The sequence below is a fragment of the Sinorhizobium fredii USDA 205 genome, assembly GCF_001461695.1.
Taxonomy (GTDB): Bacteria; Pseudomonadota; Alphaproteobacteria; order Rhizobiales; family Rhizobiaceae; genus Sinorhizobium; species Sinorhizobium fredii.
Genome location: NZ_AUTC01000001.1, coordinates 176,479 through 200,156 on the forward strand (window position 1 = coordinate 176,479; position 23,678 = coordinate 200,156).

Genomic DNA, 23,678 nt, shown 5'->3' on the forward strand with positions numbered 1-23,678 from the left:
CCTCACACCCGCCTTTGGTCTAGATTCCTACCAGCGGTTGCCGCGCGGGACAGGCGCGGGCGATCGTTCCAGGACGGGGATCTTACGGAGAGACGCATGCTGAACGAATTCAAAGAGTTTATCGCCCGTGGCAATGTGATGGACCTGGCGGTCGGCGTGATCATCGGCGCCGCCTTCACCAAGATCGTCACTTCGGTCGTCGACGACCTGGTGATGCCGGTCGTCGGCGCGATTACCGGTGGCGGCTTCGATTTCTCCAATTATTTCCTGCCGCTCTCAGCCAACGTCAACGCCCCGACGCTGGCCGCCGCCCGCCAGCAGGGCGCCGTCCTTGCCTATGGCAACTTCATCACGGTGCTGATCAACTTCCTGATCCTCGCCTGGATCATCTTCCTGTTGATCAAGATCGTAAATCGCCTGCGGAGGTCGATCGAACGGGAGAAGCCACCGGCACCGGACGCGCCGCCCCCGCAGGACATCCTTCTGTTGGCGGAAATCCGTGATCTCTTGAAGCAGCGCGCCTGACTGGTGCGCTCTGTTCATCGCGGGCCACGCTTCTGCGGCCGCCAAAACATCACAGAAATCGATAAACCCGTCAGAGAAAATCGCGTGATCGTCGATGTCAAAGCGTCTAGAAGCGGCGAGCAATCAGGAGCTCGCCGCCGATGACGATCATGACCAGCCTTAGCCCCCGCGCACTTTCGGCGCCCGAAAGCGGCATCGTCGAAGTGGTGAACTATGCGCGCGGTCGCGATGGCCTCATTCCGCTCTGGGTGGGCGAGGGCGATCTTCCGACGCCGGATTTCATCACTCGGGCCGCGGCGGAAGCACTGGTGGCAGGCGAGACTTTCTACACCTGGCAGCGCGGCATCCCGCCGCTGCGCGAAGCCTTGGCGCGCTACTACCAGCGCCGCTTCCAGAAGACGCTCGCGCCCGAGAATTTCTACGTCACCGGATCGGGAATGCAGGCGATCAAGCTTGCGATCGAGGCGATCGCCTCGCCCGGCGACGAGATGGTGCTCTTGACCCCGGCCTGGCCGAATTTCGCGGCCGCCGCGGACCTCTCCGGCGTCCGGCCGGTCTCGGTGCCGCTGCGTTTCGAGAACGGTAAATGGCAGCTCGATCTTGACCGGCTCGAGTCGGCAATCGGCGAGAGGACTCGAGCGCTCTTCATCAACACGCCGTCCAATCCGACCGGGTGGACGGCGACGCAGGACGATCTCAGGGCGATCCTGTCGCTGGCGCGCAAGCGCGGCCTCTGGATCATCGCCGACGAGATCTACGCACTCTACTATTACCTCGGCGGCCGGGCGCCGTCGTTCCTCGACATCATGGAGGAGGACGACCGCATCCTCTTCGTCAATTCCTTCTCCAAGAACTGGTCGATGACCGGCTGGCGTGTCGGCTGGATCGTGGCGCCGCCGGCAATCGGACAGGTGCTCGAGAACCTGATCCAGTATTCGACGTCCGGGGTCGCGCAATTCATGCAGCGCGGCGCCGTCGTTGCCCTGGACGAAGGGGACCGTTTCGTCGACGACAACGTCGCCAAGGCCAGGCGCAATCGTGATATGCTCTGCGATGCGCTGATTGCCACTAATCGCGTCGAGACGCTGAAGCCGGACGGGGCGCTCTACGCCTTCCTGAAGATCGATGGCGTGACGGACGCACGCCGGGCGGCGATCGACATCGTCGACAAGACCGGCGTCGGGTTGGCGCCCGGAACGGCTTTCGGCGAAGGCGGATCGCTCTTCATGCGGGCCTGCTTCCTGCGCGATCCCGCCCAGATCGCCGAAGCGGCGGATCGGCTGCGCACCTACATCCTCGGCCGCTGATCCGGGGATTTCGTCCATTCCTGGCCGATCGATAAAATCCGAATGATTGCCGTGGCGGCCACTTAACCACACGGTTGAGAATAGTCGGAGAAGAGCGGCGTCGGCGGCCCGATTTACCAATTCCGTAAGCATCGCCCGTCTTTCCTGTTCCCGGGTTCTATCGGGGGTGAAAGCAGCCATGGCCATATTGGTGACAGGCGGTGCGGGCTATATCGGCAGCCATATGGTTTGGTCATTGCTCGACGCGGGAGAGACCGTCGTCGTGCTTGACAGCCTGACAACCGGCTTCCGCTGGGCGGTGGCGCCGGAAGCGCGTTTCTATTTCGGCGATGTCAGCGACCGGGCGGTGCTGGCGCGGATCTTCGCCGAAAATGCGATCGACGCGGTCGTCCATTTCGCCGGATCGGCCGTCGTGCCGGAATCGGTTGCCAAACCGCTCGCCTACTACGAGAACAATACGGCGAAGACGCGCGCGCTCATCGCCGCCACGATTGAGGCCGGCGTGCGCCGCTTCGTCTTCTCCTCGACGGCCGCCGTCTATGGCACCCAGGACACGCCCGATCCGATCAAGGAAACGGCGGCCCTGCGTCCGGAAAGCCCCTATGGCCGTTCCAAGCTGATGTCGGAAATCATGCTTGAGGACGCGGCGGCAGCGCATGATTTCAGCTACGTGGCGCTTCGTTATTTCAATGTGGCCGGGGCCGATCCACTCGGTCGTGCGGGGCAATCGACCTTCGGCGCCACGCATCTCATCAAGGTCGCCTGCGAAGCGGCGCTCGGCAAGCGCCGCAAGGTCGATGTTTTCGGCACCGACTATCCGACGGCGGATGGCACCGGCATTCGCGACTACATCCATGTCACCGACCTGGTTGCCGCCCATTGCAATGCGCTTGACTATCTGCGGCGCGGCGGTGAGCCGCTCGTCACCAATTGCGGCTATGGCGAAGGCTTTTCCGTACTGCAGGTCCTCGACACGGTGCGGCAGGTTTCCGGCTGCGATTTCCGCGTCGATTATGCGCCGCGCCGCCCGGGCGATGCGGCCCAGGTCGTCGCCGATCCGGCCGTCGCTCGGTTGAAGCTCGACTGGGTGCCGACCCATGCGAGCCTCGAACATATCGTCCAGAGCGCCTTCGATTGGGAGGGGTATCTGAGCCGCAAGAACAGTTTCGACGATGGTCGCGGCGACGACGGACGCCTTGTCGCCAACGGCTGACGCTGAAAGCGGGCTTATTCCTTGTCTTCGCCGAGGAGTTTGCGCTCATGCTCGATCGCATGCTCGATCAGTTGCGTCCACAGGCCTTCATAGAAGTCCGGCTCGAGCCCGAATGCGATCGCATGCCTGCGGGCATTCTCGCGGACCTCGGCGACGCGCGCCGGAATATCGGCCTTCAGCTTCAGCGGGCGCTTGATCTCGGCCGCGCGGTCGATATAGCCCCAGCGCTCGGCAAAGAGCGCCATCAGGGCGCGGTCGAGCCGATCGATCTCGGTGCGCACATCCGCCATCGTCGTGCATTCTGCGGGGGTGTTCGGCATATCCGGCTCCTGCCGGGGCGGTTCGCGCCCCGTTTCATCGCGCCGAACTGCTAGCAAAGCGAATGCCGACTGAGAAGGGGAAAAACCGCCGCAGCGGGTGGTAGACTGCCCACCCCAAGCCCCAGCTGGTCACCTCGGCAGGCGATCGCTGGGGGAGTAGGGTGCGGTCCTGTCTCCGTCCGACGATTGCCTGCCGATGTGTAGGAAGACGGTATTGCCGCAAGCTTGAGCGGGGCTTTCTCTCCTGTTCATGGCCCTAACTGCCGAGCACAAGCTTGATTGCGAGGCCGACCACACTTACGGCCGCGACGCCGGCGAGCCAGAGACCGACGAACCAGAGAAGCCTGCGGCCGAGCCTGTGTGCGCCCATCAATGATAGCCCTCTTCCGGATCGACCTTGCCGCGGAAGACCCAGTAGGCATAGGCGGTATAGCCAAGGATGATCGGCACCAGCACGAGCGCGCCGACAAGCAGGAAAGCGAGGCTCTCGTTCGGCGCTGCCGCGTCCCAGATCGTGAGCGATGGCGGCACCATGTAGGGATAGAAACTGATGCCGATGCCGATGTAACCGAGCACGAAGAGACCGAGGGCGGCGATGAAGGGCTGCGCATCGCGACGCTCCTGGATGCCCTTGAGCAGAAGGTACAGGCAGCCGAGCACGAGCAGCGGCACGATGACGCTGAAGATTGCCGTTGGCCAGCCGAACCAGCGCTGAAGGTAGACCGGCTCGAGAAACGGCGTCCAGAGACTGACGATGCCCATCGCCGCGATGGTGCCGAAAGCGCATTTGAGGGCGATCGAGCGGGCGCGCTCGGCGAGATCGCCACGCGTCTTCATAATCAGCCAGGTTGCGCCGAGCAGGGCATAGCCGACGACGATCGCCAGGCCGGTGACGATGGAAAAGGGCGTCAGCCAGTCCCACCAGCCGCCGGCATAGGCCCGGTCTTCAATCGGGATTCCCTGGACGAGCGCGCCGAGCGCCAGCCCCTGGGCGAAGGCTGCGAGCGTCGATCCTCCGGCAAAGGCCCAGTTCCACAGGTATTCGGCGCGTTTCGTTCGCCAGCGGTATTCGAACGCGACGCCCCGGAAGATCAGGCCGATCAGCATGGCGATGATCGGCGCATAGAGGGCCGGCATGATTGTCGCATAGGCGAGCGGGAAGACGGCCATCAGACCGCCGCCGCCAAGCACCAGCCAGGTCTCGTTGCCGTCCCAGACCGGCGCCACGGAGTTCATCATCACGTCGCGATCATGTTTTTCGGGGAAAAGCGGGAAGAGGATGCCGACGCCGAGGTCGAAGCCGTCAAGGACGACATAGGCCAGAACGGCGAACGCAATGATGGCCGCCCAGATCAACGGGAGATCAAAGTCCATGATGCGCTCCATGAGATTTGGGGCTTGCCGGGCCAGGCGCGACACCGGCCGTGCGGATCGGCCCCTCGTCCAGTTCCGGCATCGTATCGCGCGGCAGGCGGGCCATGAGCCGCAGGATGTAGAAGGTGCCGGCGCCGAAGACGAGGAAGTAGACGACGATGAAAGCGACGAGTGAAGCGGCGACGGCCGGAGCCTCGATCGGCGCAATCGAGTTGGTCGTCAGCAGATGGCCGTAGACCGTGTACGGCTGGCGGCCGACCTCCGTGGTTATCCATCCCGCGAGAACGGCGACGAAGCCGGCAGGACCCATCAGCACGGCGGCGCGGTGCAGCCAGATGTCGCTGTCGAGCGTGCCACGGTATCGACACCAGAGCGACCATAGCCCGATGCCGAGCATGGCCAAGCCCATGCCGACCATCACGCGGAACGACCAGAAGACCACGGCGACCGGCGGATGCAATTCGTCGGGGATCGTATCCAATCCGGCGAGCGGCGCATCGAGATCGTGTTTCAGGATGAGGCTCCCGAGTTTCGGCACCTCGATCGCGTAGTCGATGCGCTTCTCGGCCGAATTCGGAATGCCGAAGAGCACCAGCGGGGCACCGTCGGGATGGCTGTGATAGTGACCCTCCATCGCCATCACCTTGGCCGGCTGGTGTTCGAGCGTGTTGAGCCCGTGCTGGTCGCCGGCCAAGATCTGGATCGGGGCGACGATCGCCGCCATCCACATTGCCATCGAGAACATGGTGCGGGCACGCCGCGGCGCCGTGTTGCGCAGGAGATGCCAGGCGCCGCAGGCCCCGACGACAAACGCCGTCGTCAGATAGGCGGCAAGCACCATATGAACCAGCCGATACGGGAACGACGGATTGAAGATGATCGCCCACCAATCGACCGGAATGAATTGGCCGGCTTCGTTCACGGCAAAGCCCGCCGGGGTCTGCATCCAGGAGTTCGCGGACAAGATCCAGGTGGCCGAGATCAGCGTGCCGATGGCGACCATGACGGTTGCCAGAAAATGCAGCCTCGGACCGACACGGTTCAGACCGAAGAGCATGATGCCGAGGAAGCCCGCCTCGAGGAAGAAAGCCGTCAGCACCTCATAGCCCATCAGTGGTCCGATGATCGGGCCGGCCTTGTCGGAGAACACGCTCCAATTGGTGCCGAACTGATAGGACATGACGATGCCGGACACGACCCCCATGCCGAACGCGACGGCAAAGATCGTCTTCCAGAAGTTGAAAAGTTCCAGATAGACCTCGTCCTTCTTCCACAGCCAGAGGGCTTCGAGGACGGTGAGGTAGCTGGCAAGCCCGATGGAGAAGGCCGGAAAGATGATGTGGAACGAGACGGTAAAGGCAAACTGTATGCGGGCAAGCATGGTTGCGTCGAAGGATTCAAACAAGGCGTGATCCTCTCAGCCGGAGCCGTCGGGGCGGAGCAAAGGAGCCCTTGCATCCCGCCCGATAATCTATTGCGCTGGTCGAGCGTTGTCGGCCCAACCTCATCGTGTGATTGAATTTGAGGCAGAATTGCCAAAGGTCAATGACGGGCCGATCGCCACGTTGTCACACTGCGGCAATGTTTCGCCTGCGGCGTTTGGACTGACTGGTCGGCTACTGCCGCGCCAGATAGGCCTCCGCGAGTTCCGTCCAGAAAGCGGCGCCGATCGGCAGAAGATCGTCGTTGAAGTTGTAGCCGGGATGGTGGAGCGGCTTTTCCTCGCCGGTTACCCGCGACCCCAGGAAGAAATAGGTGCCGGGCCTCTCCTTGAGCATATAAGCGAAATCCTCGCTGCCCATGTATGGCCGGGCAAGATCGACGACCTTGCCAACGCCGGCAAAGCGGATGGCGAGATCGCGCACGAAATCCGTCTCCGCCTTGTGGTTGATCGTCGCATCGTAGCTTCGCTGGTAGTTGACGGTGGCTCGCATGCCGAAGCTCGCCGCTTGCGCCTCGGCGATCATCCGGATGCGACGCTCGAGCTCGTCGCGGACGGCCGGATCGAAGGAGCGGATGCCGACGACGATCTCCGCCCGCTCCGGAATGATGTTGCTCGCCGAGCCGGCATGAAAGGCGCCGACGGTGACGACCGTCGGGTCCATCGGATGGATGTTGCGCGACACGATCGTCTGCAGCGCCATGACGATGCTGGCGCCGCAGACGATCGGGTCGGCCGTCTCCTGCGGCTCGGCGCCGTGGCCGCCGCGGCCGTGCACTGTGATCCGCGCCTCGTCGACGGCGGCCCCGATCGGGCCCTCGCGCAGCGCGAACTGGCCGAAGGGCAGGTTCGGCTCGTTGTGGAGCGCGAAGACGGCGTCGCAGGGGAATTGGTCGAACAGGCCTTCGTCGATCATGATCTTCGCGCCCCCGAAATTCTCCTCGGCGGGCTGGAAGATGAGGTGGACGGTGCCGTTGAAATTCCGCCGCTCGGCAAGCGCGCGGGCGGCGCCGAGCAGCATTGCCGTGTGGCCATCGTGCCCGCAGGCATGCATCAGTCCCGGCGTTCTGCTGGCATAGTCGAGACCGGTTTCCTCGTGGATCGGCAAGGCGTCGATGTCGGCACGGATGCCGATCGAACGGGGGCCGGTGCCGTTCCGGAGCGTGCCGACGACGCCGGTCTTCGCCAGACCCGTCGTCACCGTGTAGCCGAGCGCTTCGAGATGGCCTGCGATGTAGGCGGAGGTGCGCCGTTCTTCCAACCCCAATTCCGGATGGGCGTGCAGATCGCGGCGAATGGCGACGAGCTCGGGCAAGGCGTTGCCGATGGTGGCGGAAAGTTTCATGTCAGGCACCACGGGTGGGAATGCGGTTTTCGAAATAGCGGAAGGCGACGACCAGAATGCCGGTCAGGCACATATAGATAAGCGCCAGCAAGAGCAGTGGCTCGTAGGTGAGATAGGTTTCCTGACGCACCTTGGAGATCACCGCATAGACGTCGACCACGGTGATAGTCGCAACGAGTGGCGTCGATTTGAGTTGCAGCACAGTCTCGCCGTTGAGCGTCGGCAGCGCCCGGTGGACGGCGCGGGGCAGCCAGATGCGCCGGAACGTCGTCCAGCGTCCCATGCCGTAGGCTCGAGCAGCCTCCAGCTCGCCCTGCGGCACGCCCGCAAAGGCGCCGCGCATCACTTCCCCCTCATAGGCCGCGAAGGAGAGCGTCAGCGCCGCCACCCCATAGGGCCATGCTTCGCGCAGATAGGGCCAGAGGAAGGAATGGCGGATCCAGGGGAATTGCGGAAAGAGCGAGCCGAGCCCGTAATAGAGCAGCCAGAGCTGCAACAGCAGCGGCGTTCCACGGATGACAGTGCAGAACAGGCGGGCCGGGACCCTGAGGAACCAGGGACCGGTGACCTGCACGAGCCCAAGCGGAACGGCCAGCAGAAAGCCAAGGATGGCGGTGCTGAACAGCATTGCCAGGCTGACGAGGATTCCGGAGCCGAGCCTTGGCAGGTAGCGCGGCAGCCAGTCCCATCGCATGAAGACGGCGACTGCGACGACGAGGCCCGCGAAGAGCAGCATCAGAACGATGCGATGCGGCTTGAGAAAGTTTTCCGGCTTGGGAAGATCTTCGGGGACGAGCGCGAGCGCGTGGGTCGTTTCGTCGGTCATCGCTGCTCCGCGAAGCCGCGCCGGGCGTGCCGTTCGATGATACCGATGAACAGGTTGGAGACGAGAGTCAGGACGAGATAAAGTGCGCCGGCCGCGCAGAAGAACAGGAAATACGCCTTGGTGGTGCCGGCCGCCTGGCGCGTGACGAGCGTCAATTCGCTGAAGCCGACGACGGCAAGCAGCGCCGTGTCCTTCGTGGCGATCAGCCAGAGATTGGCAAGGCCCGGGATAGCATAGGGCAGCATGGCGGGCAGGGTGATGCGCCTGAGAACCTTGGTCGGCGACATCCCATAGGCCCGCGCCGCCTCGATCTGCCCGGCAGGCACCGCCTTGATCGCGCCGCGCAGCACCTCGGTCGAATAGGCGCCCTGCACGACTCCAATGACGAAGATGCCCGCCGTCAGGCCGCTGATATCGACGGCCCCGATTCCCATGGCGCCGAGAACCTGATTCAGGAGATCGGTGCCGGCATAGTAGAGAAGCAGGATGAGGACGAGCTCGGGCACGGCCCGGACGATGGTCGTGTAGCACTCGAGCAGGTCGCGCAGCACCGGCCCGCCATAGAGCTTGCCGAAGGCGCCGCCGATTCCGAGCAGCAATCCGAGCGCATAGCCGCCGATGGCGATCTCCACCGAATGCAGGAAGCCCTGCAACAGCACGCCGCCCCAGCCGGGCGCCGCGAGCGCGAGTAGGCTCCAGTTGATGAGGGAATCCGCAGCCATGACCACCCCGCTCTTCGGAAATCAAAGGCCGGCAATCATCAGACCGCCGGCCTTCCGCGGTCAGCCGCCGTAGATGTCGAAGTCGAAGTACTTCTTCGAGAAGGTGTCGTAGGTGCCGTTGGCGCGGATCGCCTTGATCGCCGCGTTGATCTTGTCCTTGAGTTCCGTCTCGCCCTTGCGTAGCCCGACGCCGACGCCCGGTCCGAGAACGTCGATGTCCTGGGCGACTTCGCCCTTGTAGTCGCAGCATTCCTTGCCCTGGTCGCTCTTCAGGAAGGCGTCGAGGGCGATCGCATCGGCCTGCACGGCGTCGAGACGTCCGGCAGCGAGATCCTGGTTCGCCTCGTCCTGCGTCTGGTATTCCTTGATCTCAACGCCGGCCGGGGCGAAGTGCTTGGTCGCATAGGCCTGGTGCACGGTCGACACCTGCACGCCGAGCGCTTTTCCGGCGAGCCCTTCCGGCGTCGGCTTGATGTCCTCGCCCTTGGTGCCGATGATGCCGGTCGGCGTGTTGTAGTACTTGTCGGAGAAGTCGATGGTCTTCAGGCGTTCCGCGGTGATCGACATGGAGCCGACGATCATGTCGATCTTCTTGGCGGTCAGCGCCGGGATGATGCCGTCCCAGGCGACGGGGGTGATGACGCAGTCAAGCTTCGCCTCGGCGCACATCGCCTTCATGAACTCGACCTCCCAGCCTTCCCAGTTGCCGTTCGCGTCCGGCGAGGTGAAGGGCGGATAGGGTTCGGCGGCAATGCCGACCTTGACCTGTTCGGCCGAGGCGGCGACGGCGCCGGTAAGCGACAGGGCGGCGGCGAGCGCCACGAGCTTCAATGCCTTCTTCATGCTGTTCCCTTTTTTGGTTGTTGAGCACTGCGGAATTCAATGAATCGAACTGATGAACTTCTTCAGCCTTTCGGATTTTGGTGCGCCGAAGATCGCCTCGGGCGGCCCCTGTTCCTCGATGAGGCCGTTGTGCAGGAAGACGATGTGGTTGGCGACGCTACGGGCGAACTTCATCTCGTGGGTGACGAGGATCATCGTCCGTTTCTCGCGCGCAAGGTCGCCGATCACCGAGAGAACTTCGCCGACGAGCTCCGGATCGAGCGCCGAGGTGGGCTCATCGAAGAGCATGACAAGCGGCTGGATTGCCAGAGCCCGTGCGATCGCGGCGCGTTGCTGCTGGCCGCCGGAGAGGAAGGCCGGATAGGCGTCGCGCTTCTCAAAGAGTCCGACGCGGCGCAGCAGCTTTTCCGCCGTTTCCACCGCCTCGGCTTTGGATTTTCCAAGCACGTGGACCGGAGCCTCGATCACGTTTTCGAGGATGGTCATGTGCTGCCAGAGATTGAAGCTCTGGAAGACCATGCCGAGCTGGGTGCGGATGCGCTGGACCTGCTTGCGATCGGCAGGCATCAGCCCGCCCTTGCCGTCCGGCTTCATGCGGATCTCTTCGCCGTGGACGGAAACCCGCCCGGCCGAGGGTAATTCCAGCATGTTGATACAGCGAAGAAAGGTGGATTTCCCCGAGCCGCTGCCGCCGATGATGGCGATGACGTCGCCCTGCCGGGCGTTCAGCGAGACGCCCTTCAGCACTTCCAATGGCCCGAAACGCTTGTGGAGGTCAGTGACCGCAATTGCCTGGGCCGCGTCCGTCATCGACACGCGGCTCCCTTGGCGCGCAGAGCTTTTGCAGGCATGAAAACAGTTCCCCTGGTCGTTCTTTCGTGCAGCATCTTCGGCTTGTCACGCTGTTTCACGGAGGTATCGTTGCACTTGTGTCGCTATTATTCAAGTGTATAATAATTCTGCCGCTGATTTTTTGCGGACCTCGCCCAAACGCCGTCCCTACAGTGGAGCACGTCATGAGCCCGACCGGTTCACAGACAATCACGATCTACCGGAGTGGCTCTTCTTTCGGATGGCGGCCATGAACCGCCGCAGCTTTCACCGTGCTCCGGAAGGCGAGCGCCGCCAGGAACTGATCGAGGCGACGCTTGATTGCATATCGGAATTCGGCCTGAAGGGCGCCACGGTCCGGCAGATCGCCGTTCGCGCCGGCGTCACCGCCGGGCTCGTGCGCCACTATTTCGATTCGAAGGACCAGATGGTTGCGGAAGCCTATCGCGCCGTCATCGCTTCGCTCACCGAAAAGGCGAAGAACGTCGAAGGCGATCCGACGACGCGCCTCAAGGATTTCATCGCCATCAACCTGACCGAACCGGTGGCCGACAGCCGCAGCGTCTCGCTCTGGGCCGCCTTCATCAGCCAGGTGCGCGTCGATCCGGTGCTCGCCGAAATCCACCGAGAAGGTTATCTCGCCTTTCGCAACGCCCTGCAGGACCTGCTGAGCGATTTCCTGGCGGCGAAGGGCAGGCCCGCCGGTCCGGAGGAATGCCGTCGCTATGCGATTGCGATCAACGGCCTTGTCGACGGCTTGTGGGTGGAAGGCTGCCTTGCCGGCGATCTTTTCCGCGACGGCGAGCTCGTCAGCATTGCCATGGCGTCCGTCGAGGCGCTGCTCGGCCTGCCGATAGAACAATAAGAGACGGGAGAAAACACCATGCGTTATGCGTCGATCACCTCGCGCCTGGCGGATCTTGGTTCCGGCAAATGGTCGTTGCACATTCGGGCGCGGCAGTTGAAGGCAAGCGGCGCGGATCTCATCGAACTCACCATCGGCGAGCCTGACTTGCCACCCGACCGCGCGCTTCTCGACGAGTGCCAGCGCGCCATGTATGCCGGGCGCTATCGCTATTCGAACGGCCGCGGCGAGCCGGCCCTTGTCGCCGCGCTTGCGGAAAAATACCGCCGCCGCCGCGCCGATGTGTCAGCGGAAAACGTTCTCTGTTTCCCCGGCACCCAGACGGCACTTTTCGCCGTCATGCTGGGGCTGGCGGAGACCGGCGACGCCGTGCTCGTCGGCGATCCGCTCTATGCCACCTACGAGGGCGTCATCCGTTCGACCGGCGCCCATCCCGTGCTCGTGCCGCTGAAGCCGGAACACGGCTTTCACATGCAAGCGGAAGACCTGGAGCGGGCGATCACGCCCGACTGTCGCGTCCTTCTCTTGAACACGCCGCACAATCCGACCGGTGCCGTGCTGACGGTGGCGGAGATCGCTGCAATCGGCGACGTTGCGCGCCGCCACGACCTCTGGATCGTCTGCGACGAGGTCTATGAGGAGCTGGTCTTCGACGCGGTCTTTGCGTCGCCCTTCGACAATCCGGATCTCGCCGAGCGCACCGTGGTCGTCTCGTCCATTTCGAAGTCGCATGCCGCCCCCGGCTTTCGCAGCGGATGGGCCGTCGGTCCGGCGGAGTTCAAGGAGCGTCTCCTGCCGGTTTCGGAAACGATGCTCTTCGGCCAGCAGCCATTCATAGCCGACATGACCGCCTACGCTCTGACGCATGACATCGATACCGCAAGGCAGATGCGCGAGGCTTACAAGCGACGCGCCGGCCTGATAGCCGTCGCTCTGGCCCGGGCGCCGGGCGTCTCGGTTCTGCCGCCGGAGGCCGGCATGTTCGCCTTGATCGACGTTTCCGGAACGGGTCTCTCGGGCGAAGCCTTTGCCTGGGCGCTGCTCGAAGAGGAAAGCGTGGCGGTGATGCCGGGTTCGTCCTTCGGTGAACAGGCCAAGGACTTCCTCCGGGTGAGCCTCACCGTACCGGATCAGGATATAGACGAGGCATGCCGCCGGATAGCCGCTCTGGCGGGACGCTGCACTACAGCGCCGCGCGCCAATTCAGGCGCGCAAAGGTCGCTGTAGCACTTTTAATCGCTGCATGATTTTGTCCTTAAATCGGCTGCGATTTAAGGAATCATGCAGAGCCCGAAAGGAACGCCGCGCATGAGCGCCGAAATGAAGACCGTCGGCGAAGCTCTCGTCGATCTGCTCGAAGCCAATGGCGTCGAAGTCGTGTTCGGCATTCCCGGCGTGCACACGGTCGAGCTCTACCGGGGGCTCTCGGCGTCGAAGATCCGCCACGTCACGCCACGCCACGAGCAGGGTGCTGGATTCATGGCCGACGGATATGCACGCGTCAGCGGCAAGCCGGGCGTGGCCTTGGTCATCACCGGGCCGGGACTTACCAATACGATCACGGCAATGGCGCAGGCGCGGCAGGATTCGATCCCGATGCTGGTCATATCCGGCGTCAACCGCCGCGACTCGTTGGGGCATGGCCGCGGCCTGCTGCACGAATTGCCGGACCAGCAGGGGATGATGAAGACCCTGGCCCTCTATTCGCACACGCTGATCAATCCGGCCGACCTGCCGCTGGTCGTCGACCGTGCCTTCGCGGTGCTGCTTTCCGGCCGACCCGGGCCTGTGCATATCGAGATTCCGACCGATGTGATGGCCGAGCGGATCGAAAGCCGACAGACAAAGCCGGCGGCGGCGACCCGGCCGCGTTCAGACAGCGAAACCTTGCAGAGAGCGGCGATCCTCTGCGCCGAAGCCTCGCGCCCCGTCATTCTCTGCGGCGGCGGCGCGCTGACCGCCGAGGCCGAGGTACTCGGGCTTGCCGAGCAGATCGGCGCGCCGGTGGTCACGACCGTCAATGCCCGCGGCATGCTGGCCGGACATCCCCTGCGCGTGCCGGCGAGCCCAAGCCTCAAGGTGGTCCGCGCCTTGCTACGCGATGCCGATCTCGTGCTGGCGCTCGGCACAGAGATGGGCCAGACCGACTACGACCTTTATGCCGATGGCGGCTTTCCCATGCTCCGCAACCTGATCCGCACCGATATCGATGCCGCCCAATTGGCGCGCGGGCCGCAGGCGGCGCTGTCGGTTCTTTCGGGGGCAAGGGCCGCGACGGCGGGCATTCTGGGCTTCCTGCCCGGCCATACGGCGGCCAGGGACGGCGCATCGCGGGCGGATGCGACGCGAAAGGCGGCACTGAAGGAATTGACGCCGAAGATGCGCGCCGAAGTCGGTATCATCGACCTGATCTACAAGGCGCTACCGGACTGCACGATCGTCGGCGATTCGACCCAGGCCATCTATGCCGGCAACCTTTATTGCGATGCGCCGCGGCAGCGCGCCTGGTTCAACTCCGCCACCGGCTACGGGTCGCTCGGCTATGCCCCTCCGGCGGCAGTGGGCGCGGCGGTTGCCGACCGGGCGAGGCCGGTCGTCTGCCTTGTCGGCGACGGCGGCTTCCAGTTTTCGCTGGCCGAGATCGGCTCCGCGGTCGACGCCGGAGCGAGGGTGATCTTCCTTGTCTGGAACAATGACGGCTATCAGGAGATCGAATCCCACATGGTCGATGCAGGGGTAACGCCGGAAGGCGTGAAGCCTTCGGCGCCGGATTTCCTGATGACCGCCGGGGCCTATGGCGTCCCGGCCGAGCGGCTGGCGAAGATCCAGGACCTGCCGCGCGCGCTGGCGGATGCCGCTTCGCGGTCGGGTCCGTCGCTGGTCGAGATCCATCAGGAGAAAACCGCCGGCGTTCGCGGCTGATGATCGTCGGACCGGCGCGCATTTGACTTTTGCGGTCCGGAATGGTGTTAAGGGCGCCTGCTCGAATCCCGCCATGTTCTTTTATTAGGTTATGGGATCGGGCTGAATCTTACGTCTTGCGGGTGCCAAGGCGCCGAGAGAAAGGGACCGCGTCCTCAATGGACCTTCTGGGTGGTGGCAGCAGAAACATGCAGGCCGGCCGGCTCCTTGCCGTGCTGTGGCTGTTTTGCGCTTCCTTCGCCATGCAGGTCATCACGGTTGGGCAGTGCGTTTCGAGCCGTGTGGGTGGACAGGGAGGCAATGTCTCCGCACCCGACGGCGGATCACCCGAGCGTCCCACCGCCCGCCAGGTCTCCCGCGCCGTCGCCTTGCCCGAATTGCGCATCGTCGGCGAGCGGCCCGACGGAAAGCCGGCGCTCGGCGGCGATCCGGCCGCGGTCCTCGCAGCCGAAGCGGCGACCTTGCCGATTTATGAGGACATTCGCCCCCTCATTTTCCCACGTGCAGAAGCCGCAATCGGCTCCCGTCACGAAAGTGAGCGTATCCGCGGACCGCCCGCGGTCTAGAGTTGCGGTTGAGAATTCAGCGGAGCGTCCATCTCCGGCCTCGATGAAACCTAGCCAGAGCAGTGCCAGAACGGCGCGTTCAGGCGTTTTTGGAATTTCCACATGCGTACATCCAGATGGGCGGTTCTCGCCTATGTCGCGATCATTATCTTCGGATGCCTCGCGGCGGTGCCGAGCGTCCTGACGCCGGCCATGCGGGAGCAATTCGCTTCCGTCCTTCCTTTCAAGCCGGTCACCCTCGGCCTCGACCTTCGCGGCGGTTCGCACCTCGTGCTCGAGGTCGACGGGGCGGGGCTGCAGAAGGCTCGCCTCAACTCGCTTCTCGACGACACGCGGCGCGTCCTGCGCGGCGAGCGCGTCTCCGCCTCTTCGGCGCGCATCAGCGGCAACAGCGTGACGGTGAGCGTCACGGACGCTGCCGACCGTGAAAAGGTGCTGCCGAAGCTGCAGGAACTCGCGGCACCCGTCGGTACGGTCGGGTTCGGCGGCTCCGCTGCTGAGCTCGAGGTGGCGACGAACGGCGACGTTATCGCGCTCGCCATGACGGAGGCAGGCCTTTCGGATCGCATGACCAAGGCGGTCGAGCAGAGCCTTGAAATCATCCGCAACCGCGTCGACCAGGTCGGTGTCGCCGAGCCGCTGATCCAGCGCATCGGCTCGGACCGCATTCTCGTGCAGCTGCCGGGCCTCCAGGATCCGACGCGCCTTCGCGAGCTGCTCGGCTCGACGGCGCAGATGAGCTTCCACATGCTCGACCAGACCGTCGACATCACGCAGCCTGCCCCGCGCGGCGTCGATATCCTGCCGGGCGCCGATGACGGCAACAAATATCCGGTCGAAAGCCGCATCGCTATTTCCGGCGAACGGCTCGAAGACGCGAAAGTCGGCTTCGACCAGCGCACGAACCAGCCGGTGGTGGATTTCGCCTTCGACTCGCTCGGTGCCCGCCAGTTCGCCGACATCACCCGCGAAAACGTCGGCCGTCCCTTTGCCATCGTCCTCGACGGCAAGGTCCTGACGGCTCCGGTCATCAACGAACCGATTCTCGGCGGACGCGGTCAGATCAGCGGCAACTTCACCGTCGAGGAGGCAACGGTTCTCTCGGCGCTGCTGCGCTCCGGCGCCCTGCCGGCGCCGCTTACCATCATCGAAGAGCGCTCGGTCGGACCGAACCTCGGCAGCGACTCGATCCGCATGGGTCTCTACACGGGTCTTGCCGGTTTCGGTCTCGTGGTGACGCTGATGGTCGTCCTTTACGGTGCCTGGGGCATGATCGCCAATGTCGGCCTGGTGCTCCACACCATCATGACGATAGGCGTTCTCGGCCTGATCGGGTCGACGCTGACCCTGCCCGGCATCGCCGGTATCATTCTCGGCATCGGTATGGCGGTCGATGCCAATATCCTGATCAACGCGCGTATCCGCGAAGAAACGGAAGCGGGCGCCGGTGCGATGAAGGCGCTCGATGTGGGCTTCAACAAAGCCTATGCGACCATCCTCGATTCCAACGTCACGACGCTTGCCGGCACGGTGCTCTTGTTCTGGCTCGGCAGCGGCCCGGTCCGCGGTTTCGCGGTCACAATGATGCTCGGCATCATCATCTCGATGTTCACTTCGGTAACCGTCGTGCGCCTGCTGATGCGCGAGGTCGTCGTGCGCCGCAAGATGAAGAAGTTGGAGATCCCGTCGCTCTTCGGGCGCGTCCCGCATCTGCCGACCTTCTCCTTCATGAAGCGGCGCTTCCAGGCGATCGGCTTTTCGGCGTTCCTGTCGATCAGCTCGGTCATCCTGTTCTTCACGCCGGGCCTCAACTACGGCATCGACTTCATCGGCGGTATCCAGGTCGAGGCGGTATCGAAGGACAAGATCGACCTGCCGACGCTGCGACACAGCCTCGAAGAGCTCAATCTCGGCGAGGTCGCGCTGCAGGACTTCGGCGGCGGCCAGTCGGTGCTGGTTCGCGTCCAGCGTCAGCCGGGCGGCGAGCAGGAGCAGACGGCGGCGCTGAGCCGCATCAAGGATGCCGTGACGACCGCCATCCCCGGCGCCAGCATGGAGCGGACCGAGGTTGTCGGTCCGACGGTCAGCGGCGAGCTTGCGCGATCGGGCTTCCTCGCCGTCGGCCTCGCCATGGTGGCGATCCTGCTCTACATCTGGTTCCGCTTCGAATGGCACTTCGCTGTCGGCGCGATCGCGGTGCTTTTGCTCGACATCACCAAGACCGTTGGCTTCTTCGCGCTGACGGGCATCGACTTCAACCTGACGGCGATCGCCGCATTGCTGACGATGATCGGCTACTCGGTGAACGACAAGGTGGTGGTCTACGACCGCATGCGCGAGAACCTGCGCAAGTACAAGTCGATGCCGTTCTCCGATCTCATCGACATGAGCATCAACCAGGTGATCGCGCGATGCATCTTCACCTCGATGGCGACGGCGCTTTCGCTGGTGCCGATGGCCATTTGGGGCGGTGAGGCGGTGCGCAGCTTCGCCTGGCCGATGATCTTCGGCGTCATCGTCGCGACGACCTCGTCGATCTATATCGGCGGCCCGATCCTCCTGTTCCTCAGCCGTTGGTGGAAGGATCGCGAGGCCGGCCGTTCCGCCGCTCAGCAGCCCGGCACGCCGGCAGTCTAAGCGTCACGGAACTGCAAGCCGGACCTAACCAAGGGGCAGCCTCGCAAGGCTGCCCCTTTTTCGTCTGAAAGTGCTGCCTTTATGCGAATCGTCGCTTGCAGGTCGATTCGGCGTTACCTAGATAGGGAGTGCCCTGCAGGGGAAGAACGGAGTTGTCTACGCGGTAAGGTGACAAGGCGAGGAGAATTATTTTTCGTATTCTCGTTTTTGTAATTGACTAAATTGGTAGATTATTCTAGTTTGCAAATCGTGACGCGGAACGACTCCGCTTCGCATTGTTCATGAACCGCCGCGGCGCTATGTGCCGCGCTCAGCCGAAGGAGAGTGACATGTCCCGTATCGTCTCGACCGCCGCTTTCTGCGGCTCTCGTTCCCTTTGTCGTGCAACGGTGAAAGGTCGCATTCGCAAACTTTGCCGAATGTGACCGTCTGAACTTACCGAATTTACCTTTTGCCGAGAATTGAAGGATCCGCGCCTCAGGCGTGGAGGAGCGTTATTCGCATGAGCAAGCAAGTTATCGAATATGGCGGAGAAGCCGTCGGCGTCGTCGTCCCGGATCAGGACCGGTTGAAGTTTCTGGCCGTCAAGTATCATGTCTGGGATCTCGACGCGCAGCGTTTCGGCTCCGCCGATGAAGCCCGCGCGGCCATACGGCACCTGCTTGCCGACCGGGGCGCGCCCAGGCACGAGGTTGGCGCGGCGGCGTGATTTTCTGCACCGTCCGCGGCCGCCAGGATCCCGATAGCGAAAATAAGCCACTGCTTGCGTGCAGTGCGCGGTGCGGCCCGGCACGTTTCTTGGCTTGATGACGCCTGCTGACCGAAGCATTCTGCCGCAGGCACTTCTGTGGAAAATCGAATCCGCTGAGGTGAACGCTGCGAAAATTGGCTGGTTTGGCCGAAACGCGGCTTGGAAGGCTTGGTTTGCGGGAAAAAAGGGCCTATCTGGCTTCTATGTTTCTGCGCGCAGCGGCTGGATATGGCGGCTGGCGGTGACCTTCGAACCCGGGATTGATGATGGGCTTGCGACATGTGAAGGGTGAGGGGCATTCCCCCAGCGCCATTCTGGACTCAATCGGCCGGACGCTGGCGACGGCGACCAACGGCATCAAGGCACTGGCCGAGCACTTGGCGACGGACGAAAGTTTTGCGCGGAGCCTCGTCGAGGCCGTCGAACTGGTCGGCGACGGGCATGGCCGCGTCGTCGTTTCCGGCGTCGGCAAGAGCGGGCATATCGGTCGGAAGATCGCCGCGACCTTGGCCTCCACCGGCACCTCCGCCTATTTCGTCCATCCGACCGAGGCGAGCCACGGCGACCTCGGCATGGTCACCTCCGACGACGTGCTCATCCTGTTGTCCTGGTCGGGGGAGACGGCGGAGCTCGCCAACATGCTCACCTATGCCAAGCGTTTCAAGGTGCCGATCGTATCGATCTCGTCGAACCGCGACAGCATCCTGGCCCGCAATTCCGAGATCGCCCTCGTGCTTCCAAAGGTGCCGGAGGCCTGTCCGCATGGGTTGGCCCCGACGACCTCGGCCATGCTGCAGCTCGCCGTCGGCGATGCGCTGGCCATCGCGCTTCTCGAACGGCGCGGTTTTTCCGCCGAGGATTTCAAGACTTTCCACCCGGGCGGCAAGCTCGGCGCGCAGTTACGACTGGTACACGAACTGGCGCATGTGGCGGAACAGATGCCGCTGCTCGCCGTCGGCCGGCCGATGAGCGAAGCTGTCATCGAGATGTCGTCAAAGGGTTTCGGCGTCGTCGGCATCGTCGACGGGAGCGGTGTGCTCGTCGGCGTCATCACCGATGGCGACTTGCGCCGGCACATGGCCGGCGATCTGCTTGGCCAGCCGGTCGAAGAGGTCATGTCGTGTCACCCGAAGGTGATCCACGCAGACGTGCTGGCGAGCGCCGCCATGGAGTTCATGCAGGAGCACAAGGTCACCGTGCTGTTCCTCGTCGACGAGGCGGGGATGCCGGAAGGCATCCTGCATATTCACGACTTGTTGCGCGCCGGCGTTGCCTGAGCGGAGAAGATCGTCCTCTTCTCCGGTTTCCGCCGCGGCGGCGGGTCGATGAAGGCACCAGGTTCGTTGACCGTATTGCGATGCAGCCGCTCGGCGATAGCCCCGGCTCCGGCATCGGTCCCGGCGACGGAATAGAAGTTGCCGCGAACCTGGATCGAGGCCGCCATCAGCCGGAACATCGCCGTGCTCAGCTCCGCATCCGGTAACTGCGGCGCGGCCCAGAACGCATCGAGCGGCTGCCGGTCCGTCAGCCCCGCGATGTCGAAAACGGCCCTGCCGAGAACTTTCACGGGCTTGCCTTGCTTCAAGGCTGCAGACCGGCGGTCGAATTGACCGTCACCATGCCGGCGCTCTTCTGCGTCAGCAGATCGAGATTTCCGCCGTCGAGATAGATGACCCGCTCGCCGATCCCGAGCGCCGCCGATTGCTGGGCAATGATCCTGCGCCAGGCGATCAGGCCGTTGTCGAGCGGGTGCACCTTGATGGCAAGCTTGCTGGTGGCCGGTGCATGGCGTGCGAAGGAGGCGAGGATATCCGCAATCGCCTCTTTCTGGCTGTTGAAGGGAGAATGCGCCCGCAATTGGAAGTCGGTCTCGAGCTGCAGCGGGTAGACGAAGTAGGGCTCGCTTGCCGACGTGAGCGAGCCGATCAGCCTGTCTGCCGCTCTTCGCTGGCGCTTGGCTGCAGCCAGGCGCCTTACCCAGCCGGCATATTCCGCCAGCGGATGGAAGATCGCGTGGCGGCGATAACCGGGGAAAAGAAACCAGAGGAAGACATTCGGCAGATTGTAGAGGAGGTCATAGGCCGCTTCGGCAAGGAAGGTCTGCGTGTGCCGCCGCCGCCAGTCCGGTTCGGGAAGCCCCGCCGCCGCTCGCAGGATCTGCTGCGATTCGGCAGGAAAATGCGAGTTGGACGACATGCCGCCGCGCTCGAGCGTCAGCCAGTCGGGCCTCAGGTAGCCCATCTCGACGACGAAGACCTTGGCCCCGACCCGGCGCGCGGCAGCGACAGCCGCCCGATGGTAGGGGCGTTCCTCGCCGAGAAGGACGAGGTCGCTGACGGAATGGCGGCGGAGGAATGCCTCCACATAAGCCGCCCAATTGTCGATCGTGCCGCGATAGTTGTGCGCACCGCCACGCCGCCAGAAGATCTGGTCACCGACGTTGAGATTGATCCGCAGGCACCTATGGCCGAATGCCTCGAGCCGCGTGGCGATCTTGGCGAAGATCGGTGAGGAGGGGCCTTGCAGGAACAGGAAAGTCCGCCGTGGCCGCTGCTGGTTCGTCGTGCCTGCCATCATCGCTGCAAGTTTCCCCACCCGCTGCCGCTATTGCAGCGCGTCCTCGTGCAGATTGGCGTGCTTGAGCAGGGCGCGCAGAAGGTTCCACGGGTCCTCGTCCTGCGAAGGTCTGGGACGGTGATTTGCCTGGCGCGCCTTGGCAAGCGGGACGATGAAATAGTCCGTGCGCGGGTCGGGAAAAGGGTCGGCGAAGGATTTGAGGAGGGGCGCATGATCACCGTAGAAGACGAGCCATACAGGGCGATCCAGTTTGTTCAGTCCGTCGACCAGCTTCCTCAGTGCGGCATCCGATTGCTGAAGGATCGCCAGGTAGATCTCGACCGGATTGGTGAGGGCGTCAACGCGACCGGGCTCCCAAGGGCCGTGATTGGCCATCGAGGCCACGAAGAAGAGCCCGCTTTCGTCGTCGGGAAGCTTCTGCGTCTCTTCCAGAACTCTGGCGGTCAACACGGCGTCGGAGACGTAGAGACCGTCTTGGGACGGATCATGGTCGAAGGCGTCGAGCATCGTCAGCGTGTCGAAGCCCAATACCGGCATCGCCTTGTGGCGCAGGAAGAAGGTCCGGTCATAGGGATGAATGAAATGTGTGCGCCAGCCGGCGCGCTTCAACTTTCCCGGCCAGACGACATCGGCATAGTGGGAAGCGCGAAGATAGGGATAGCTCGCATCGACATGGATATCGTCCGGCACCAGACCGCTCAAGACAGCGAATTCGGTGCGCAGCGTGTAGCCGCCTTCGAAGACATTGCTTAGCCGGCCCCACTGCGCCGCCTGCTGGCGCAGCCTGTCGATCGCCGGCAGCTTGATCGTATCCACGCCGAAATGGCGCATGTCGATGAAGGATTCCGATTGCCACACGACGATCAGCGGCGCCTCTTCGTGGCCGATCAGATCATGGACGGCGGCGCGCAGGCGTACCGAGAGTTCGGCGACGATCTTCTCGCGCTTGACCCCCAGCCAGACGATGAAGTGGAAGACCACCGAGCCGAAGGTGCCGAAGCGCACCGTACTCATCTTGACGTTGACCTTCTTCCCCATCAGCCGCTGCACGAGGGCGGCGGTGGGGCGGTTGACCGGACCGTAGAACAGCGAGAGCCAGGGCCCTGCCGCGATCCCGATCATCACCAGAATCCAAAACATCTGGTCGCGTGCCGGGAGCACCGTGGGCTCGAAATACATGTAGAGGCCCGAGACCCCGAAGACGTAGAGGACGGCGACGATCCAGAACACGATGTTCAGCGACGTCGCGTAGAAGATCGACTTGTATTTGAACACATCGGTGACGAGGGCGATATCCGAGAAGACCAGTGGCTCGCGGATGAACTTGAACTTCGCACGGGAAATGCCCGTGAAGATGATGAAGAAGCTCATAACCCCGGCAGCCGCGTAGAGCGGTCGCCAGGAGATCGCGAAGAAGCCGGCGAAGACGAGCGCTATCACCGGCAGCCTGGCAAGGATATCGATGATGTCCTGATTGCGGCCATAGGGAGACGCGTTCCTTCTGCGCTCGCGGGCCGGCAAGGCGAAGCGATCGGTGAAGAAGATCACACCGCAGGACAGCAGATAACAGCCGAGCGTCAAAGGTGCTGGATAGTCGTGCAACTGGAAGGGAGGAAGCGCCAAGCCGATACCTTTAAGCAATTTCACCGCCGACACCGCCTCGGCAGCAGGCCGTCATCCACTTAGAGGCTAACGTCCACCGGCACAAGGCGCGCGACGGGGACCTCCACGGTTACCGTCCCCGGCTGCGCGCGATCGCCCGGTCGAACCACCAGTTGATGAGCGGCCGAACCGCGGGGCCGAAGCGGCCGAGCAGAAAAAGCGTGAGGCCGAAATAGACCTCGAACCGTTTCCGATCGATGCCGTCGACGATTTTCCGGGCAACGGCCTCGGCGCTCCAGGGGCGGACGACGCCCATCACCACGCTTGCCTCGCGCGGACGCTCTGCGATTTCCCGCTCGAACTGCGGCGTTTCCGTATCTGGCGGAAAGCCGATCGATACGCCGACACCGTGGCAGCGCGCTTCGCTGCGCAGCGCCTCGGCAAAGCCGCGCAGGGCGAATTTCGACGCGCAATAGGCCGTGTAGCCATATATGCCGATAAGTCCGGAACCCGAAGAAATCATCACGATATGTCCGCTGCGCCGCTGCACCATGTCCGGGTAGACGGCACGCACCGCATGCACGGTGCCGGAAAAGTTCGTTTCCATCTGGCGGCGGAAGGCGGCGCTCGACGCATCGAGGAACGGCGCCGGTTCGACGATGCCTGCGGAGGTCACGAGGATATCGCAGGGGCCAAGCGCCTCGATGCAGCGGCCAATCGCCGAGCCGATTTCTGCCTCGTTCGCGACGTCGGCGGCTTCGATATGGATATCGCTTTCCCGCGCACCGTATTTGGAGGCAAGCGTCTGCGCTGCCAGTTCCAGGAGATCGCGCGAGCGCGCAATCAGCGACAGCCGCGCGCCGCGGCCCGCATAGAGGGATGCGAGTGCCAGGCCGATGCCGCTCGAGCCGCCGGTGATGATCACATGGGTCATGCAGTAACCTGCTTGCCGCCGCGGGCACGACGCAGCCACGATGTCTAAAGCGCGTCGCATTCAATGTATTCACGCGG

Annotated in this window: 20 protein-coding genes and 1 pseudogene; 10 read left to right on the top strand and 11 right to left on the bottom strand. The window is 63.6% G+C overall.

Translation table 11 applies throughout. The features are described from left to right. Window positions 1–96 precede the first annotated feature (96 nt). The 3 genes from mscL to galE all read left to right on the top strand — a co-directional run bounded on the left by mscL (window position 97) and on the right by galE (window position 3,045). Window positions 97–525, top strand: coding sequence for a large conductance mechanosensitive channel protein MscL (gene mscL / locus N181_RS00810; RefSeq protein ID WP_014327235.1), 429 nt, complete (start codon window positions 97–99; stop codon window positions 523–525). A 140-nt stretch (window positions 526–665) separates the two neighbouring features. Next, window positions 666–1,832: a pyridoxal phosphate-dependent aminotransferase gene (locus N181_RS00815; RefSeq protein ID WP_037391942.1), complete on the top strand. Its 1,167-nt coding sequence runs from the start codon at window positions 666–668 to the stop codon at window positions 1,830–1,832. A 178-nt stretch (window positions 1,833–2,010) separates the two neighbouring features. Continuing rightward, window positions 2,011–3,045: a UDP-glucose 4-epimerase GalE gene (gene galE, locus N181_RS00820; RefSeq protein WP_037391945.1), complete on the top strand. Its 1,035-nt coding sequence runs from the start codon at window positions 2,011–2,013 to the stop codon at window positions 3,043–3,045. Window positions 3,046–3,059: 14 nt separating this feature from the next. Here galE and N181_RS00825 read toward each other — a convergent pair whose 3' ends face one another. The 8 genes from N181_RS00825 to N181_RS00860 form a co-directional block, all read right to left on the bottom strand. Further along, window positions 3,060–3,365: a chorismate mutase family protein gene (locus N181_RS00825; RefSeq protein WP_037391947.1), complete on the bottom strand. Its 306-nt coding sequence runs from the start codon at window positions 3,363–3,365 to the stop codon at window positions 3,060–3,062. Between the two features lie 369 nt (window positions 3,366–3,734). Then, window positions 3,735–4,739, bottom strand: coding sequence for a cytochrome d ubiquinol oxidase subunit II (gene cydB, locus N181_RS00830; protein ID WP_037391964.1), 1,005 nt, complete (start codon window positions 4,737–4,739; stop codon window positions 3,735–3,737). Then, complete coding sequence (locus N181_RS00835; RefSeq protein WP_014327240.1) at window positions 4,729–6,144, bottom strand: cytochrome ubiquinol oxidase subunit I; 1,416 nt, start codon at window positions 6,142–6,144, stop codon at window positions 4,729–4,731. The genes cydB and N181_RS00835 overlap by 11 nt, the downstream gene beginning before the upstream one ends. Window positions 6,145–6,355: 211 nt before the next feature. Beyond that, complete coding sequence (locus tag N181_RS00840; protein WP_014327241.1) at window positions 6,356–7,525, bottom strand: M20 aminoacylase family protein; 1,170 nt, start codon at window positions 7,523–7,525, stop codon at window positions 6,356–6,358. Between the two features lies 1 nt (window position 7,526). Then, window positions 7,527–8,351 (bottom strand): ABC transporter permease, encoded by an 825-nt coding sequence (locus N181_RS00845; RefSeq protein ID WP_037391951.1) that lies wholly within the window; start codon window positions 8,349–8,351, stop codon window positions 7,527–7,529. Continuing rightward, a complete protein-coding gene (locus N181_RS00850; protein ID WP_037391953.1) occupies window positions 8,348–9,073 on the bottom strand; it encodes an ABC transporter permease in 726 nt (241 codons plus the stop codon). Before N181_RS00850 ends, N181_RS00845 begins: the two co-directional genes overlap by 4 nt. 60 nt (window positions 9,074–9,133) lie before the next feature. Continuing rightward, the gene (locus tag N181_RS00855; protein ID WP_037391955.1) at window positions 9,134–9,916 is read right to left on the bottom strand and encodes a transporter substrate-binding domain-containing protein; all 783 of its coding nucleotides are present in this window, start codon (window positions 9,914–9,916) and stop codon (window positions 9,134–9,136) included. Between the two features lie 36 nt (window positions 9,917–9,952). Continuing rightward, the gene (locus N181_RS00860; protein WP_014327243.1) at window positions 9,953–10,726 is read right to left on the bottom strand and encodes an ABC transporter ATP-binding protein; all 774 of its coding nucleotides are present in this window, start codon (window positions 10,724–10,726) and stop codon (window positions 9,953–9,955) included. Window positions 10,727–10,997: 271 nt separating this feature from the next. On the opposite strand from N181_RS00860, the gene N181_RS00865 reads away from it, so the two are divergent. From N181_RS00865 to N181_RS00895, 7 genes are all read left to right on the top strand, one after another. Continuing rightward, on the top strand, window positions 10,998–11,612 hold the full coding sequence (locus N181_RS00865) for a TetR family transcriptional regulator C-terminal domain-containing protein (protein ID WP_037391957.1): 615 nt from the start codon (window positions 10,998–11,000) through the stop codon (window positions 11,610–11,612). Window positions 11,613–11,630: 18 nt separating this feature from the next. Next, complete coding sequence (locus tag N181_RS00870) at window positions 11,631–12,839, top strand: pyridoxal phosphate-dependent aminotransferase (RefSeq protein ID WP_037391958.1); 1,209 nt, start codon at window positions 11,631–11,633, stop codon at window positions 12,837–12,839. Between the two features lie 81 nt (window positions 12,840–12,920). Further along, the gene (locus tag N181_RS00875) at window positions 12,921–14,534 is read left to right on the top strand and encodes a 5-guanidino-2-oxopentanoate decarboxylase (protein ID WP_014327246.1); all 1,614 of its coding nucleotides are present in this window, start codon (window positions 12,921–12,923) and stop codon (window positions 14,532–14,534) included. A 158-nt stretch (window positions 14,535–14,692) separates the two neighbouring features. After that, entirely contained in the window at window positions 14,693–15,100 is a 408-nt protein-coding gene (locus N181_RS00880) for a hypothetical protein (RefSeq protein WP_037391970.1), read from the top strand. Between the two features lie 102 nt (window positions 15,101–15,202). Beyond that, window positions 15,203–17,737 carry a protein translocase subunit SecD gene (secD, locus tag N181_RS00885; protein ID WP_014327248.1) on the top strand — a complete coding sequence of 845 codons (2,535 nt, stop codon included), beginning with the start codon at window positions 15,203–15,205 and terminating at the stop codon, window positions 17,735–17,737. 502 nt (window positions 17,738–18,239) lie between these two features. Continuing rightward, on the top strand, window positions 18,240–18,446 hold the full coding sequence (locus N181_RS00890; protein ID WP_014327249.1) for a hypothetical protein: 207 nt from the start codon (window positions 18,240–18,242) through the stop codon (window positions 18,444–18,446). A gap of 305 nt (window positions 18,447–18,751) precedes the next feature. Next, on the top strand, window positions 18,752–19,765 hold the full coding sequence (locus N181_RS00895; RefSeq protein ID WP_369986361.1) for a KpsF/GutQ family sugar-phosphate isomerase: 1,014 nt from the start codon (window positions 18,752–18,754) through the stop codon (window positions 19,763–19,765). On the opposite strand, the pseudogene N181_RS00900 reads toward N181_RS00895, so the two are convergent. From N181_RS00900 to N181_RS00910, 3 genes and pseudogenes are all read right to left on the bottom strand, one after another. Beyond that, a pseudogene (locus N181_RS00900) lies at window positions 19,735–21,065 on the bottom strand (capsule biosynthesis protein). The gene N181_RS00895 and the pseudogene N181_RS00900 overlap by 31 nt on opposite strands. 27 nt (window positions 21,066–21,092) lie before the next feature. Beyond that, window positions 21,093–22,712, bottom strand: a complete 1,620-nt coding sequence (locus tag N181_RS00905) for an LTA synthase family protein (RefSeq protein ID WP_037391975.1) — start codon at window positions 22,710–22,712, stop codon at window positions 21,093–21,095. An 85-nt stretch (window positions 22,713–22,797) separates the two neighbouring features. Next, entirely contained in the window at window positions 22,798–23,601 is an 804-nt protein-coding gene (locus tag N181_RS00910) for an SDR family oxidoreductase (protein ID WP_014327253.1), read from the bottom strand. Window positions 23,602–23,678: the final 77 nt, after the last annotated feature.